Consider the following 16,098-nt stretch of genomic DNA (forward strand, 5'->3'; position numbering starts at 1 on the left):
CAGGCCAACGACTGCTGTGGATGCGTTCAGGGTCGTTCGTGTGTTCGGTGCTCACAGTTCTCCGTCAGGCCGGCGCATACGTTCGGCTCTATATCCAGATTGCTAGATCCTTGGGCCGATAGTCGGCTGCGTGCTGAAGTTCTGGAGCATCCCAGTCCACGGCTCGCAATGCGCGCCGGATTTCCTGCGGTACCAGGTCCGGGTCTCCGTTGGAAATGAAGACATTGGGCAGCGCATGCTCATCACCAAAGTCCAAGGCATGCGCTCTCTCCTCAAGTGCGTGGTCTCCGGTCGCCCTATACAGATAGTTGAGATGCCGTAGCAGCACGACGGCATCGATGTGCGGGTAACTAACCGCCATGCCCGCTTCATCCTTCCAGTACGAGTTGGGCGTAAGCAGACCACATTGCTCATGCTTCAATACCGTGATTGGCTCGTAGATGAAGTCGTCCCACACGATAATCAACACGGAGGTTTCGTCCTGAACCGCCTTAAATTGTGCGAATTTCTTTTCCGCATCGAGCAAGAAATCTTTGACCGGGTTGTCTCTGGGTAGCGTCAACCCCGCATCGCCCACGAGCATCGCGAGTTGGTGTTGTGGCAACACGCGTCCTGCCGCTTGAAACGGGTTAGTCTTTCGATTCTCAATGTGGGCCAGCAGCGCGGGCGTCTTCACCTCGAAAAGGAAGCTTCTCTCCGGTGTCGTAACCCGAAGCTCGGGCCTCTTCCCCTTAACAGCCACAGCAGGCTCATGCTGAAACGTCGTATTCTCGGGCCAGGAAATGGTCAGCAGTTGCCGGAGTACCAGTAGCTCCCCCAGCTTCTGAATCAACTGCTCAAAATCAGGCAGGCACCTCTCCCGACCTGAGATCGCAGCCAGATCCTTTAAGAACTGGGACCCAAGGCTTGGCAACTTGGCCTCGCAATCCGCGCACGCGTCAATGATGCTTTTGGCCAGCGGATGTGGTGGCAGTCTAGAGAAGTGGTACGCGAACCAATGCCAGGCAGCAGCGTTGCCAATCGTCGTCATACCCTGCTTCAGGAGAGCAACCCAGGTCGATGGATTCATTGGCGAACTCTACATCGAACTCGGCGTGCGCGACGGTCCCGGCTAACTGTAGGCAGCGATCAATATCCAGTCAGCGCGATGGCCGGCGAATGACCGGCAGTGATCGCAGCGGTCACGCTGACTGCCGGTCGCGAATGATTCAGCCCAGACTGAAGCCGTCCGACAACAGTCGGCCGGCAGCTATTCAGCGATTGCTGCCTGCTGGGGCTCCAACTTGCTCGGCAGGTTTCTAATACTAAGCCGTCGTCCACATGAACTTCACACCCAACGAACGCTTCTCTAGGTGTCTGCCGGGGCTGGCCCACGACACAAACACAACGGCCATACATCAACCGGGCGCGATATTTGCGTAGATTCACTGTCCCCTAGGACGGCAATTGCGCGGTGGTAGCAGAGGTACGCGGCACAAATTCAAAGGGAGGCGATCGGCAAAGAAGTTACCGGCGAACACCGGCAATTAGCTCTCTTTGGGCAGAAATTCCAATCTGCGTCGCTCCAGAAAGCAAACAAGCTTGCCCGCTCACGTCCTGGGTTGACCACGACCGCCGAAAGCAGTGCCTGGGCGACCTAGATTACTCGCTTTCGAACCGCCAGCGTCTCAGCAGATGCCTGCATCCAGGATCCAGGACGAATGGTCGGAGATCCTGGTTACCTGTCGCTGGCTGGCCGCGTCGTATCCGAGGGCGCGAATCAGTGCAGGGTTTGCCCACATGATGCCAGGCAAGTCACTTCGGCCACGTAACGCGTTCAGTTCATCGATCTGCTTGGGGGTCGGCACCAATTCGAACAATTCGGCGATCAGCACTTCAAAGCACTGAAAGTGGTTGGTCCAACGGATACCCTCGACTCGCCGCCCGACATAGTTGAACGCGGGGGCTCGGAAGTTTCCGGAACTCAGAATACCCGTTTCTATAAGCTCCTCGTTAAACTCCCGCCAGGGGGACGATTCCCTGCCGCTGCCCTTCAGGTACCACTGAACAAATGCCTCGATGGACCGCCGGGGAACGAAGACTCGAAGGTCGTCTCGGCTGTCCTGATCGATGGGAATCTTACTGTCGGCCTTCACACCGAGGTTGGCGAGATTCGCGCGCGCGGCGCCGTAAGTCTTCAGCACTCCTCCAACGGGTTGAAACTGGTCGATGCGATTGCCCTTGGTCAGCAGGTACTGTCCATCGACCTCGACGCGCACAAGTGCAGAGATGGAGAAGCGGATTTCCGTCCCGTCGTCAATGCCTGCGGGGACGTTCAGATGAATTTTGGCTGTGGCGCCAAGGACGGAAAACTGCTGCGCGCGGTGCATGTTGGCCGGTTCGACAAAAAAACGATTTCCGGCCGAGACACCTTGTTCGTAGAGGTCGGCCTTCTCTCTGTCGTTCAAATTGAACTGAGTGCTCGAGATATGTCCCGGGTCGATCTCGATTAGGCCTGCCAGCTTCTTTGTCTGAACGTCGTAATTGTCGCGCCCATCCAGCATCGCACCCACGATTGCCAGCAGGTAGTCGCGGTATCCCTCCGGAGCGAACGGGAGTGGCGCTGACTTGGCACACAGTCTGAAGCCGAGGGTCTCATTTCCGTCAAACAACGACAAGGGAAAGTTGCTCAACACGCCGCCGTCGACCATCAAGTTCCGGCCTAAGTGCACCGGCTCGAACACCAGCGGGATACTCATCGACATCCGGATCGCCTCAGCAACCTCGAGACAGGGGTGGCTATTGGAATCCAAGACGACGAGCGTCCGCTCAGTGAGGTTAGTTGCAACAATGCGAAGCTTCTTGGGGCAATCTTTGAAGAATCGAACGTTCTTCTGTGCAAGAAGCTTATAGATCCAATCTTGGAAGCGCTTTCCCCTGTAGAGCCCCAGTGTTCTGGTCAAGGCGAGGCGAGGCAGACTGCTGCGATCAAGCAGGGAGTCGAACTGAATATTTTCTAGGATCAAGCGCATCTCTGAGGCGCTAAAACCGGCCGCGTAAAGCGCCGCGACGATCGCGCCAGCCGATGCCCCGCCAACGCCCTCGAACGAAATACCTCGGCTCTCAACCACTTGCAGGGCACCGACGAGTGCGATGCCCTTGACGCCGCCACCTTGAAAAACTCCGTACTTGTACATTGCTGAGTCCTAGCTCTACACGTTGTCTAACTATGAGGCTGCGCCGGCATCGCCTTTAGCGGCATCGAAGTTGTCGATGACTGCGGTTGCGATTCCTTTCGAATGCACCATCAGCCCTATCTCCCGTCGAAGATTCGACTCGCCCGGATCAGCGGAAAGCCAATTCTGGCTAGTGATCAGGACATGGTCATCGTCCCAGGCAAGTATTTTGGCGTGCAGCTTGCTCATGAGAACTGGCAGCACAGATGAGCCTGGATGACCGTTGTGCGAGGTTGACGCACCAACCGGCGATTCGCTTGCCAAGCCATAGAACACGCGCGCCTCGATACCATTCTCGCGCACTGCTGTGATGGCGGGCAAGACGACAGATGGGCGGGCGGCTGCGCCGATCCGATGACTCGTCACGAACATTCGGCGACGGGCTGCGTCTCGAGCAATGCGTGCAAACTGGGCATGCTGCGGACCAAGCACCAAAGTAACCTTCGCTTTGACACCGGTCGGTGGTTTCTGGAGGCGCGCATCGGAGGCCAGTCTGGCCATCTCGCTTGTCAGCTCCGTCCAATGCCGATCACCGCCCCGTGTAAGGTCTGCGACCTGCTCGAGAATAGCCGAGACAACTCGGGGGTCGCTGAAGCGTATAGACGCTTCGTAGTTCTGGAATCCAGACGAGAGCCAGTTGCAGGAACCGACGGTTGCGGAAAGACGCTCGGATCTCCCATCGTCGCATACAAGGATCTTCGCATGAGATCGCGTAGAGAAAGGATGAACGCGGATACTTAAGCTCAGCCCCTCAGCCTCAATGCTCGCGCGAACCTTCGCTATGGTCTTGGCCGTGGTCACCGCATCCGTCTTGTTCTCGTCTTCTCCCCACAGGACGTCGATAACCGCCCCACGCTTTGCAGCTGCGATAAGCGGAGCTTGCACGAGCGCGAATCCTTGCTCGGAGATGAACGTCGAATGGATAATGATCCTGTGCTTGGCCTTCCTGATGGCCTCGTGGAGCACACTTTCATGCATCGCTCCGCCGAGAATCAGGTCCTCGGGTCTGTATATGGCATCTATGGAACGTGGCGCAGGCCTATCTACAAACGAGACCTGACGCCCCGTGTCATGATGGGGTGAGTTCTTGGCCATTGGCTCTGGCGGAGCGTTGCGCGCTGCCCGCTTGACGAGCTCGATGAGCTCGGCTGGTGCACGCGGAGGTAGTCCCTCGACGCTCGTCCCCCGGACCGTAGCGATCGCAAAGCGATTGACCATCTTCTCCGCAGAGGGCTCGATTCCGAGAAACTTCTCGTCGTCCTCGAAAAGTGTTGCGAGAACGCCGGCAGTGTCGTCAAAGGCGTCGAGGTCGCGCGGCCTCAGCCAGACCAGTCGCTCACGAGCGGCGCGCCTCTCGACGATACGCTGCTCCAAGAAGGGCATCTCGCGGCTTCGATAAAGTGTTCCGGTTATCTTGTCGATGACGAAGTTCATCCAGCGGCTTGTGCTCTTGGCCAACTTTGGAAGCTCTTCGTCTCCCACAACGCTGCGGCCAGCCGCGGTCGCACTGAAGACGACGCCCTGGCTCTCCTGCTGCAACGTGACCCAACCTGCACGCATCAGCCGAATGAGCGCCTCTAACACAAGCCGCTGCGGAACATCGCCGGCTACGGCGAGCTCGCCAACGGTCCTCGGCTTATTTATCAGTGCCGCGAGGAGAACGTGTTCAGCAAGGCTCCAAGGCCTTCCTTTCTCGAGGAAAAACTTGCGCTTTCCCTTGAGCAAGGGGATAGCGACGCGCACGACACTCATTTGCGACTCCCGAGCAAGGTTTGGACGGGAACGCGTTTGACGTCACCCTTGTTTTGTCCGTTGTCGAGGCCCTCAAGTAGCTTTTTCAAGAACTCAACACGGTTCTCGTCCGGCTTGCCTCGAACCGCTTGCAAAACTTCCCTCAGGAACTCCGTGCTAGTGATCAGTACGAGCTGCCACTTCGCGCGGCTCAGCAGGACGTTCATTCGCCTGGCATCGCTCAGGAAGCCGAGTGCGCTCTGCACCGTTGAGTGGTGGTTGTTGCGCACGAGCGAGACCACAACAATATCTGCCTCGCTGCCCTGAAACGAGTCTACTGTGTGGCACCACTGGCCGTTAGAGGAGGGCGAACGAAACCCCCTAAGGCAGCTAAGCTTCTTATTCAGTTCTTCGCTGATGGTTTCGTCGATTATGCGGCGTTGTCGACCATACGGAGAGAGGATTGCCAGCGTTGGCGCTTCCTCGGCGTCCTGTTGAACGCTCCTCAATAGACTTAGAACTTCGATAGCGGCGCGCACTTCCGCTGGGTTGTGCCAGGCTGGGTACTGATCGCCTTGCTTCTGGTTCTGCGTCGTCTGGACATAGGGCATGTCGATTACCACGATTGGAGCCAGGGGAAGTCGGCTTTCATCTACTGAGGCAAACGGCCTCGGTTCGACGGCGAAACGCTTTTCACACATCGGATCGGTTCTGAGGTCTCCATAGAAGCAGCCGGAGACGAGTTCTGCGATCGAAGGGTGCATGCGGTGCTGCGCAGTCAATTTTTGAGCGATCGGGCGCCCGCCCCGGCCTTTGGCCTGTCGCCTGAACTCAGCTTCAATCGCAGACTCGAAGAAGGTGAGAAGCCGCAAGGCCTCGGAGCAAAGAGCAGGTAGCTGTGATTTGTCCTCAGCGACGTCCTCTAACAATTCCTCTGTCGTTACATCCCTGATGGACCTACCAACAAACTCTTCTCCGAGCTTCATCGCTTCGTGAATCCGCTCGGGTTGCGCGAGCAACTGTTTCAGTTGGTCGGACGCAAACGCTGGAAGCTGTTTATGGTCGCCGATCATGAGCCTGCGATGCGAGAGAAGCAAAGGAGATATGAGCTCACTTCCCGTTGCCTTGGCAGCTTCCTCTACGATGGCCCAGTCGAACTGTCCGCGTTCGTCGATCAAACGCTCCAACTCTCCCGAGTTGGTCGTCGCGAAGACCACATTCGCCGCGCGTGCGACGACGCCCTCAAAGGCTCGAAGCGACTGTTCTGAGCCTCTGCCAGCGACCGCAGCAGTCCTGCTTCCAGCGCCCTGGGCAGGATTTGCAGCCTTCGCGAGATCTGAAAGGGACTGCTGCAGCCTCAGCGGAACTTCCTTGGAAAGTGGGCTGGCTGCAAGTCGCCGAACCAGCCGACGGGTCTGTTCTCTAATGTCGAACTGGCTGGGAGCCTCAATGGCATCGCGCTTGCTGGACCGAACGACGAGCGGACCAGAAGGGTCATTTGCTCTCAGGACACCAGCCAGCTCGTCCATCAGATGGTCGATTGCTGCATTGCTTTGGGCAGTCAGAAGCAAGCGGGAGGTCGGTTCGTCAGCGAACCGTCGCGTCACGAGATCCCGCACAAGGCGGGTCTTTCCCACCCCTGGAGGACCTTGCACGAGGAAGAAGGGCAAAGTGGATGTGAGTTGCTTCAACGCCAACTGCTTTGGCTCGTCCAGCTTCGCGAATGCATCATCCTCGACTACCGAGTCGTGACTATCTAACACGTGGTGTCGGGGATCCACGATCATCTGCAGCAACTCGTGATGGTTCTTCAACGCCTTGAGTGCCTTGAGCCGACGACGAAACTGCACGTCCCGGCCGACCGACGCGGGAACCAGGACAGGGTCGTTAAGGAACGGGATTGCATCGGGGCCGTCGAATAGAAATACGTCTGGACGACCTGGCCGCTGGACGACCTGTCGAAAAGTCCAATCGGTGTCCGTCGGATCTCTTTCGCCGAGCGAGTGTCCATCTGCGAGGATCCACTCCTCGGAACCGAGCCCGTCGGCTTCCAGTCGTTTCAAGAATCGATCGGAGGGTGGTTTGAGGTCTAAAGCGGTAGAAAGAGCAGATCTCTCTGGATCCGACCGAAGTTGAACGCAAAGGCGGTCGCGGCCATGCTCTGTGGATTCGCGCAGGTCGCCTGGCAAGGGCTGGAGCTCCACAGCGTAAGCATCAGCTGCAGCGTAGACCGCTTCCAGTAACTGGAGCAGCGTGAGAGCTCTGTGAGCCGTCTGCTCGGGGGAGAGCGGTACATTCTGCTTGCCGAAGTCCTGTCGCACCTCATCCCAGGACATAAGCTTTCCACGAATGCGTGGAAACAAGTCGGACGCATCTCGCAGTCCCAGTATCTCTAGCGATTCCGGCTGCAGCCTTCGTTGGTTGAGCAGATTGACTGGGGCTGGGGCAGTGGTATCCACGGCTTCGCAGTAGGCGAAGTCCCAGCTGAGAGCCATGGTCTTGGGCGCGCGGAATTCCTGCAGGCGGTACAGGAGGTGCTTGCCGCGCAACACAAGGCGAAACTCTTCCGAGCTATCTTGTAGTCGAACGCAGAGCAGCAGCGGCTCACTGGCCAGATCGTCCCTGACAAATTGGAGCTGCGCCCGGAGATCGTCCATTTCGATGTCGAGTCTGGAAGCGTGGCGGATACGCTCGCCCAACCGGCTGCCAGGCCCAATGCGGAGCGCGAGATGAAGCTTGGCTCTGCGGTTGGCCGCCTCCGCTTTCAATGTCCCTAGTACGCCGTCAATCCTTGTGGCGATTGCATCTCCATCGAGCGGCTGTTTGGGATTCAGTTGGACGATGAGCCGTAGCAGTCGTGCCTCTTCAAGTGTCAAATGTTCCGCGATCTGGAATGGGGCGATCGCTGGGTCGAGAACGCGCGCGCGCTTGGCCCCTAGAAGGTCGGTAGCGAGAAGTCCGAAATCGATCCAATCCTGCGAGAACGAATCGAAGGACCGGGTTGCACCCGCCACCGTGCTGCGGCTTGACACACCTTCCACGCTGGCGATACGCATCGTCCATTCAAACCCCGTGAGCTGGAAATCCGGCTCTGCGCCTCCAGCGGTGAGCACCGACCAAGCATCCACGCTGCGATGGAGCATCCCCTGTGCGTGCAGTGTCTCCAATCCGTGGGCGAGCAGCCTTAAATTGGCCCACACACGCAATCGGTTTGTCGTGCTGCGAGGCTGGCGCAGCCAGTGGTCAGCGGGCACGTTCTGGAGCAAGGATGCGAGCGGCTGTCTCTGACCGGGCGCGATGACTAGATAAAAGCCTTTGTTGTCGAACCCTGCATCGTGAAGATGCGCAATGCAGGACGCAGAACCCGGATAGCCGGCCAAACGGTGCAACTGCCTCAGCTCGTGGCGCCAGATCTGTTCCAAGTCGCCATCGGGTGCTTTGGCATTCCTGCGCCACTCGCGGATGAGGACAGGGTTGCCGTCGGGATCTCGTCCTCCAACGACGCCGGGTCGGCCACTCGCTAAGTCGGGCTTCTGCTGGTAGTCTTCATCGACGGTATAGGCAGCCAAGAAACCATCTTTGCGGCGACGCCTAGCATTTGAATTCATAGGATTCCCCCTCTTCATTGCAAGCTTACGGCAAATCATCTTGATAGTTGAAGCACTTCGAGATTGGAGATCTGTAGGGCCAGTATTGCGAACCCTTTGTAATCACATGCTCAAGCCGCCCCGCGGCATGCCGCAGATGTGACGCCGCTGTTCCGGGCTATTGCCCGAAACGTCCTCAATTTGATCGAATGAGGGATGAAGTCGTAACGTGCGGCGTGCTTTGGGGGATCTTGCCGATCGTCCCGATGACCTGCCTAGGCGATCGGGACGTGTCGTTGCCAGAGCTGCGTGCAAAGGAGCGCGGTCATCTGCTGACCGCAAAGTCGAATTTTCACGTCGCGTCGCACCAGTCCCTGAGATTCCATAATGCTCAGCCAACGGAAGGTCAAGGTCGCAGTGACTGCACGGACCCGCCCAGCCGCGTAGTTAGGCGAACCTATGCGATATCGAATGACTCGATTGCCGCGCATTACTGCCTGCGCCGCCATGGAGCGGGCAACCTCAAATGCCCTCAAGCCCCAGCAGCCTGTGTTGGCCTACAAGGCCTATAAGAGCTACGAGCCAGACTACTTTCACTTGGATGTGAAGTACCTGCCCCAGATGCATGTTGAGAGCAAACAATTGATGAACAGCACCGTAGACTAGGGCTCCTTGAAAAATAATGCATTCCAGAGGGCTGTTCATTGGGCCTGTTCGTAGAGTTGTTCACGCATCAAGAAATCATCACGAACGAGAAAATTCTGCTTTAAGAAAACGAACCGTGTCGTGAAACCCAACATACCACCCTTCTGGGAAGGGTCGATTTCCGACAATCACAAAAGCGAACCCGTTCAAAACAGAAATAGCAGCCCGCGCATGATCTGCCGCAAGTCTCTCATCTGTGCCGGAGGGGGTGGGCATCGCCTCAGGGTGGGTATGCCAAAGGCCAATGCAATACAAACCCTCCTGAAGCAAATCCTGTCGTTGCCGCATCGCCTCGATAGGATCGAACGCCACGCTTGCCCAAGACGCACGCCGCGCCTTGAGCGAGGTGACTTTTGAGATCACGATGGTTGACGCCGTGAGGTCATTTGTGAAGAGCTGACCCACGGACTCTTTTGAACGTGACCAGCGCTGCATCCTCCTCTGCAGCATCGAGACTGCGGTTTCGTCAAACTTAAGACTCCATTCCGCGCCCGGGAGTGCAAACTTCACTAGCGGCTCAGGCACGTTGCAGTATCTCTGCCAACGGGCGATGCTCAATGACCGAATCTACCCCCACGGGAACCGGAGGGGGACGATTGAAAGTCGCGGAAGGTGACATGCTATTGAAGTAGCTTTCATGACGAATCATGGACCATACCCCAGAGGACACATGTTCGCCGTTCAGAACTTGCAGTACGCGCTCAGACACCATGCCTGCAGCTGCCCAGGCGTCGGCAACACCATACGGATGGAAGCCCTGGCCACATCCTGGAAGATCAACCTGCACGTCATCTGGCCAAGTCGCGACATTGACCGCTGTATCGGCGGGGTCCGAAGCAGGCCACACATCACTACCAGAAATCAAAACTGCATGAGCGGCTGCGCCAAATGGCTCCATCCATGCCATCATCACTGGGACGTCTTTCAGCACATGCTCCCGAAGCAATGAAGTGCCAATCCTTACGGAGCGCTCGCCCGTGCAATCCACGATGAGATCCGGCAGCTGCCGTTGATCCGCCTTGGCGCACCACTGCATGGCTTTTTCACCGAAAGCGTCGAGTTGCGCCCCTGGGATGGCCTGCCGCAATCGAGCGCATAGTGATGCAGCTTTCCCAAAGCCTATGTGTGGCGCACCGAGCACATGGCGCGAGATATTTTCAGGCTCGAATGTTTGGGGATCCACTACCTCAAGGGAGCCGACGCCTGCACGTGCCAAGAGTTCGATCAACGGCGCACCCAGCGAGCCACTTCCAAATACCACCACCTTCTTGGCGGCAAGATGAGCCAAACCCTCAGCCCGATGATCTCGGGACAGGCTCCATTGCCTGTCAACACGGGTGACGTCGATGGGCACAAGGGCCGGCTCGACTTGACGTGCGACCTGCGGCGGCACTATCCGCCATCCGTACACGGCCGGGCCCTGCAAGAGCACCACGAACACGGGCGCCTTGTTCGGCCAACGGCGCGCCAGGTACCAATTCTGCAGCTTTCCCGCGGAATCACTGAGCTGCGAAAGAAGCTCATCAAGATCATGAAAACTCCTCGGCCAAACACTGGGCGTCCATCGTTCGGCAGTAGGCAGCTTCATCACCAGCGCGCCGCCACGAATGATGCCGCCCAATGGCCATGCTCTGGCCTTTGCCACACGCTCCGGCTCCGTCGTAGACGTCGTGGCGAGGGCCCTACCGTCCCCAAGAGAAAGCGCGGCAGCCTCCTGTGGTTCATCAATTCTCACATCGGCATCCAGCAATAGCTCTACCGTGCGATAGCTGGCTGGTACTTTGGCCCCAGCCGCATAGCGGGCCCAGTAATCTTGACGTTCCCGACTGAATTCAGCCTCTACCCAACCTGGATCGGCGCATCGATCGAGGAAGTCGGAAAACCTGGCCAAAACACGACCGACTGCCGCCACCGGGGCGGCGACGTCTGCCGAGTCGAATTCGACACCGTGGCAGAAATGGCCATCTACCTCGATGTGGGGCAGCTGCAAACAGAACTTCCGGTCCAATTCGATGCGGGCAGGCGTGAGCGGAAAATCGTGCTGAAGCACCAGCAGTGGCGCGGCGCCATTCAGTACCGGCGCACCTTCTGCCAAACGCCAGACGCGACAACGCTGCTCCGACTCCTTGTCCGGGCATCGCGTTGCTGCGCTGGGCCCGAGTCCGTCAAACCACGCCGTGACCATGCCGATCGCGGCTAAAAATAATGGCATGGTCGGCACCTTGACCCCCTTACGCCAACGTGTTGGTGCGATGGCTGACGGGCGTTGCAACATTTGGATTGGCCACCTGCCCCCCGGATGCCACAACCAAGCTCTTGAGCAGCGGCGTGGACTCGGTCGAACTGCCGAGACTGTCGCGCCACGCATCAACCCCGGCTTGCCCGAACACGCCGCGCAGCTTCTCTTCAGCGCTCCTGGAATACTCATCTGTGAGCAGTGCCTCGAGGTGCGTCTCCAGTTGCTTGTGCCAACGCTTGAATTCGCGTGCACGGGCCCCTTGATCACTATTCCAACGATCCGCGAAATTCTCCGTGGAAAGCTTCGGGTTTTCCACATAGAAGCGACCTGCTGCATCACGCTTGATGTAGTCGGGCATCTCCTCCACGATGGCAAGCACCACCTCAATAGGCGAATTGAAGCTGTGACGCCTGGTTCGCCAGATGTTCTCAAACGCTTGGGTCGCCAGGGTCACGATGATGACCGAGATCGGCATCGTGTCTTTCTGATCTGGGCTCGCGTAGAAGTAGAAGTTGTCACGATGCAGCTTCATCAACTGGACGGCTCGACGCAGGATGTCGTCTATCCCAACAGGGGCGCTGGGAAGAGGGTCGACTGACTTACGGGCCTCGACCACCGAAGACAACACTGCTTCTTGCTGAAATTCAAACCGCAGGTCGGCGCGTTCGCAAAACCAGTCAGCAAACTCCTTCGGATTCGACGGACTCCAGACTGTATCGGGGTCTCTTACCCGCAGGCCTGCGCCATAGGTTTTGTACATGTCCGCCACTGCCGGCGTCACGTCGAAATAGAACGCCTCTCCCGGGTACTGCAATCGCCAGCAACGACGCCGTGGATCTGGGGCACCGGTAAACTCTTCGTTGCCCTCAAGGGCTTTCCCAAACTCTTCAAACATCGCTTCTGAGTCCGGGTTGTTGTACTTCGGCCCGGACAGCTCCACCATGATGTCGATATCAAACTTCGCATTGCCTCGAGGGCGGATGGTGGTCTGTGTGCGCATCGACCCCTGCGAATAGACATCAACGTTATGGCGCGGAATGTCCAGCTTGGTGGCGATGTCATCTGCCAAGAGCTCGTATTGCTTGATGGCCTTGGCGCGATCGACCTTGTCGAGCTCAAGTCGCCGAAGCAAGGACATGATGAGTTGCTCCCAACGGCCGGCATCTCGCGTCATGCCCAAAGACTTCTGCAAGCGAGTGGTGAACGTAATGTTGTTTGGCGGGTTCGCAGTCATGATGAAGTACCTTTGTGCCGACCTTGTCTACGAGATGGAAAGGGACTCGCCGGTCGACAGCAGGGTCACCTCGGTGGGAGAAATCGCAATCGTCTTGGCAAACTCACCGCGCGCACCGGGCGTAGTGCTGGGCTTGCGTTCGTACAGGATGAACTCGGCGTGGTGACGGGCTTGCATCTTTTGCCCAACACGGCAACAAGCAGACACTGGCGCGATCAGCACCAGATGTACTTTTGACACCCGCCATTCATCCTGGAGCTTCTGCAGCGCCTGGTCGACAGCGCGTCCAAACAGATCAAGATCGGCGGGGTGCCCCATGACACGGTGATTCGGACTGTCAACCGTGATCTCAATCGTCGGCACTTCGTGTTTCCCATCGGAAAACAAGTGTGCAGGCAAATCGGACGCAGGGACCGCTGCAGTCAAATTGATCCGCAGGCATGCCTCGGCTTCACCGCCGTTGGCATGACGGTGAACCCGAACCTTGAATTTATCATTGGCTGGTACTGGCTCTGCCTCTGGCCAAGTCCACTGTCCACCGCGTTGGCCGCTCACTTGATCGCGATGAAACTGGAAAATGTGGGCACTGCTGGAGTCTCCGATGAGCCGCCCCGACAGGACCAAGACCGAGGTGCCATGCACAGGAAAGACCGCGAGCGGCGGTCGTGGCGCACCACCGTACACCGTCCCGTCCAGCAGACCCGCCAATCTCGGCCTGTCATTCTTGAGCAGTTGGAACAGGCTCAGCCAGTAGCCATCCGAGTTCGATGCACCGAGATGCGGACCATTGCGCGCGAACCATTCAGCACGCACCCCTCCGGTGCGCAGCTGACGCAACCACATGGCCTCTTCCGCGATCCGCTCATCAAAAGCGAATGACTGCCCTTCGATGTTGCCGCCGATGACCAGCATCTGGGCTGCCGGGTAGCGAAGCGTGTTCAGCAGCCGACGAACTTCATCGACGTTGCGCTGACGCATCTCGTTGAGATAGTCAGCGCTGTATCGCTTCGGAGCTACGCGGTCGATCAGGCGGTGGCATTTGTCGCACATCAGCATGATGTTCGACGGGGCATTCGCCAGAAGCGGTGACTTCACCTTGTCCCCACGAGGACCGTCGGCCGACGAGGCCACGATGTGCGCGAAGTAGCTGTAGTTCCCCGTGGCCCCTGGCACAAAGTGATGGCGCAGGTCCTCTCCGCAACCATCGAACTGGCACCGCCAGCTGGCCAGCGATGCAACTTCAAAGCGCGTTGCGGTATCCACCTCCCCATGGCGGCAGGACGTTCCTGTGATCTTGTTTCGCTCCTTGCACCAAGCACGCATCTGGGCGGGAACAGCCCGAATGACTGGGCCTGACGCAACGTGGTCCACCTCACCCACATCCGATTCGGAGGTCTCGATCCATTGGACTTGCTGCGGCTTAGCAGCCGCCTCCAACGCCTTCAGCGCACCTGGACCGATGTCCCCAACGCCCAGATCACTCCAGGCAGCAGGCGACGCAGTCGCGGCTGTGAGCATCCGGGCGCTGAATTTGTTGGCAATCACCCGGACATGAGGCTCTCCCGCCGCCGCTCGGGCGCGCAAGGCCGCGGCCAACTCGTCATCGGTCAAACCTCCAACCATCGGCGTGCTCATTCATTACCCCAGGAATCGAACCACGGCACAGCATAACAGGAAGTTCGGTATAGCGAACTTTTGAAGGCGCAATTTTGATCGGGATTTGCTTATGGAAAGTTCGGAGTAGCGATATAATTGAAGGCTGTCTAGAAAGAGAGCGCAAGATGGCGTCAAAACTTGGCGAGAAACTTCGAGCGTGCCGGACTTCGCCGAAGGTGAACCTAACGCTTGAAGAGGCAGCCCGTAGAGCCGGGCTGAGCAAGAGCTACCTCTGGGAGCTGGAGAACCGTGAATCCCAGAAGCCGTCAGCAGAGAAGCTGCAGGCGATAGCGGACGTGCTTGGACAGGATGTGTCCTTCTTCCTGGACGACACGGTGGATACGCCGCAGGAATCCAACAAGGACAAGGAGTTCTTCCGCAGCTACTCCAAACTGGAACCTGAAGCTAAGGAAAAGCTACGGCAGATCCTGGACGTGCTGAAAAAGTCCTGACATGACCGAGGCGACTTTCACGCCCGCGACCGCCGCGATACGGCTCACGCATTGGCTTGACGCTGCTGCGGCAGCCGGCTTACAGCGATTTCCTATCGATGTCGAGCAGCTTGCGCTTCATGTAGGCAAGGAGCTCAAATGGCCAGATCCCATCTTCAAAGTCGTGGCGGCGGACATCCCGTCATTTGAAGGTGGCCTCTTTCACGTTGAGGATCAAGGCTGGGCGCTTCTGTACAACCGCAACATGACGTCTGAAGGACGGATTCGGTTCACCCAAGCCCATGAACTTGGGCACTACCTTGTCCACCGCCTTGCACAGCAGGAATTTGAATGCTCTCAGGCAGACATGGTGCACTGGGGGCCCGAAATGAGGTCGATCGAAGCAGAGGCCGATGACTTCGCATCAAACCTGCTGATGCCCATGAAGCAGTTCCGTGCGTGCACTTCGACTTCGGATATTGACTTCGACATTCTTTCCGACGCCTCAAGCAAGTTCGGCGTGTCCTTGACCGCAGCCGCGCTGCGTTGGATACGCTCAACGGAACAATGCGCCGTCCTCATCTTGTCGAGGGATGGGTTCATGGATTGGGCGATCTCGTCCGACAAGGCCAGAGCCAATGGCGCGTTTTACAGAACCAAAGGCCGCGTAGTTGAGCTTCCTCCAGGGTCCCTCGCCGCCGATGAGACGATTGCGTCCAACCGCAGTGGTGACCCAATCAGCTTGAACACTTGGTTTAAGCACGCACATCGCGACGCCGTCGCCAAGGAAATGAAGCTCGTTTGTGAAAACTATGGTTACACGCTGACCCTATTGAGTTTGTCTAACGGTGACAAGGTATGGGAGCCCAAGGAGTGGGGCAATGCTTGAAATGAGCCGCGTGAATCACCAAGTGAATAGTTCAAAGCCTTCGACCAGTCTCTAATCCAGTGGCCTTTAGGTGCAGACCACTACTTCAGTCAAAGCACCTTGCAGTGAATGCTGTGTTCATCAGCGGTCATTTGTGCGCAAAAGTTGAGCGACTGCATCCAGCCTGTTCCTGACATGCGTAGGCGTGCCGCTTGCACGCTTTTTGCGCGAGGAGGATAATTCACCCCTATGAAAATTCTCACCAACGTGATCAAGGCATTGCTCGCCACCTAGTTGCGCCCCTCGATCGCGTGTCGGAGGGCTTTGCGCCTTCCGGTCCCCAAAACCCCGGCAGGCTCCACCTCCGGGGTTTTTTGTTTTCAGACCTGCTTCCTCCCTACCTCTATGCGTACCTACGACAAGTTGATTGCC

General features: G+C 57.8%; 10 protein-coding genes and 1 pseudogene. 3 read left to right on the forward strand and 8 right to left on the reverse strand.

Features of this window, described 5'->3' with window-relative positions:
- Nucleotides 1-88: 88 nt before the first annotated feature.
- The 4 genes from F624_RS0121850 to F624_RS0121865 all read right to left on the reverse strand — a co-directional run bounded on the left by F624_RS0121850 (nucleotide 89) and on the right by F624_RS0121865 (nucleotide 8,515).
- Entirely contained in the window at nucleotides 89-1,069 is a 981-nt protein-coding gene (locus tag F624_RS0121850) for a hypothetical protein (RefSeq protein ID WP_157443557.1), read from the reverse strand.
- A gap of 598 nt (nucleotides 1,070-1,667) precedes the next feature.
- Entirely contained in the window at nucleotides 1,668-3,176 is a 1,509-nt protein-coding gene (locus F624_RS33575) for an SMODS-associated NUDIX domain-containing protein (RefSeq protein WP_019576491.1), read from the reverse strand.
- A gap of 30 nt (nucleotides 3,177-3,206) precedes the next feature.
- Complete coding sequence (locus tag F624_RS0121860; RefSeq protein WP_019576492.1) at nucleotides 3,207-4,967, reverse strand: phospholipase D-like domain-containing protein; 1,761 nt, start codon at nucleotides 4,965-4,967, stop codon at nucleotides 3,207-3,209.
- The gene (locus F624_RS0121865; RefSeq protein ID WP_019576493.1) at nucleotides 4,964-8,515 is read right to left on the reverse strand and encodes an AAA domain-containing protein; all 3,552 of its coding nucleotides are present in this window, start codon (nucleotides 8,513-8,515) and stop codon (nucleotides 4,964-4,966) included. The genes F624_RS0121860 and F624_RS0121865 overlap by 4 nt, the downstream gene beginning before the upstream one ends.
- A gap of 512 nt (nucleotides 8,516-9,027) precedes the next feature.
- Between F624_RS0121865 and F624_RS34945 the strand changes: the two are divergent.
- Nucleotides 9,028-9,175, forward strand: a pseudogene (locus F624_RS34945) (IS481 family transposase); the annotation flags it as partial.
- A gap of 102 nt (nucleotides 9,176-9,277) precedes the next feature.
- Here the strand turns inward: F624_RS34945 and F624_RS34170 are convergent.
- Genes F624_RS34170 through F624_RS0121900 form a run of 4 tightly spaced genes read right to left on the reverse strand, consistent with a single transcriptional unit; the run spans nucleotide 9,278 to nucleotide 14,346 of the window.
- A complete protein-coding gene (locus F624_RS34170; RefSeq protein ID WP_157443558.1) occupies nucleotides 9,278-9,748 on the reverse strand; it encodes a Mov34/MPN/PAD-1 family protein in 471 nt (156 codons plus the stop codon).
- Between the two features lie 7 nt (nucleotides 9,749-9,755).
- Entirely contained in the window at nucleotides 9,756-11,513 is a 1,758-nt protein-coding gene (locus F624_RS34175) for a ThiF family adenylyltransferase (protein ID WP_084679587.1), read from the reverse strand.
- On the reverse strand, nucleotides 11,470-12,711 hold the full coding sequence (locus tag F624_RS0121895; protein WP_019576499.1) for a nucleotidyltransferase domain-containing protein: 1,242 nt from the start codon (nucleotides 12,709-12,711) through the stop codon (nucleotides 11,470-11,472). Before F624_RS0121895 ends, F624_RS34175 begins: the two co-directional genes overlap by 44 nt.
- Nucleotides 12,712-12,738: 27 nt before the next feature.
- Nucleotides 12,739-14,346 (reverse strand): SAVED domain-containing protein, encoded by a 1,608-nt coding sequence (locus F624_RS0121900; RefSeq protein WP_019576500.1) that lies wholly within the window; start codon nucleotides 14,344-14,346, stop codon nucleotides 12,739-12,741.
- A 146-nt stretch (nucleotides 14,347-14,492) separates the two neighbouring features.
- Between F624_RS0121900 and F624_RS0121905 the strand changes: the two genes are divergently transcribed.
- Together F624_RS0121905 and F624_RS0121910 are read left to right on the forward strand one after the other, a co-directional pair.
- Nucleotides 14,493-14,819: a helix-turn-helix domain-containing protein gene (locus F624_RS0121905; RefSeq protein WP_019576501.1), complete on the forward strand. Its 327-nt coding sequence runs from the start codon at nucleotides 14,493-14,495 to the stop codon at nucleotides 14,817-14,819.
- Nucleotide 14,820: 1 nt separating this feature from the next.
- Nucleotides 14,821-15,687: an ImmA/IrrE family metallo-endopeptidase gene (locus tag F624_RS0121910; protein ID WP_019576502.1), complete on the forward strand. Its 867-nt coding sequence runs from the start codon at nucleotides 14,821-14,823 to the stop codon at nucleotides 15,685-15,687.
- Nucleotides 15,688-16,098 lie beyond the last annotated feature (411 nt).

It is taken from the genome of Curvibacter lanceolatus ATCC 14669 (genome assembly GCF_000381265.1).
Classification (GTDB): domain Bacteria; phylum Pseudomonadota; class Gammaproteobacteria; order Burkholderiales; family Burkholderiaceae_C; genus Curvibacter; species Curvibacter lanceolatus.

What these genes read in the sequence shown, in the direction of transcription:
- F624_RS0121900 (WP_019576500.1), bottom strand. Translation starts at nt 14,346, where the DNA reads ATGAGCACGCCGATGGTTGGAGGTTTGACCGATGACGAGTTGGCCGCG.
- F624_RS0121905 (WP_019576501.1), top strand. Translation starts at nt 14,493, where the DNA reads ATGGCGTCAAAACTTGGCGAGAAACTTCGAGCGTGCCGGACTTCGCCG.
- F624_RS34175 (WP_084679587.1), bottom strand. Translation starts at nt 11,513, where the DNA reads ATGTTGCAACGCCCGTCAGCCATCGCACCAACACGTTGGCGTAAGGGG.
- F624_RS0121860 (WP_019576492.1), bottom strand. Translation starts at nt 4,967, where the DNA reads ATGAGTGTCGTGCGCGTCGCTATCCCCTTGCTCAAGGGAAAGCGCAAG.
- F624_RS0121895 (WP_019576499.1), bottom strand. Translation starts at nt 12,711, where the DNA reads ATGACTGCGAACCCGCCAAACAACATTACGTTCACCACTCGCTTGCAG.
- F624_RS0121850 (WP_157443557.1), bottom strand. Translation starts at nt 1,069, where the DNA reads ATGAATCCATCGACCTGGGTTGCTCTCCTGAAGCAGGGTATGACGACG.
- F624_RS0121910 (WP_019576502.1), top strand. Translation starts at nt 14,821, where the DNA reads ATGACCGAGGCGACTTTCACGCCCGCGACCGCCGCGATACGGCTCACG.
- F624_RS33575 (WP_019576491.1), bottom strand. Translation starts at nt 3,176, where the DNA reads ATGTACAAGTACGGAGTTTTTCAAGGTGGCGGCGTCAAGGGCATCGCA.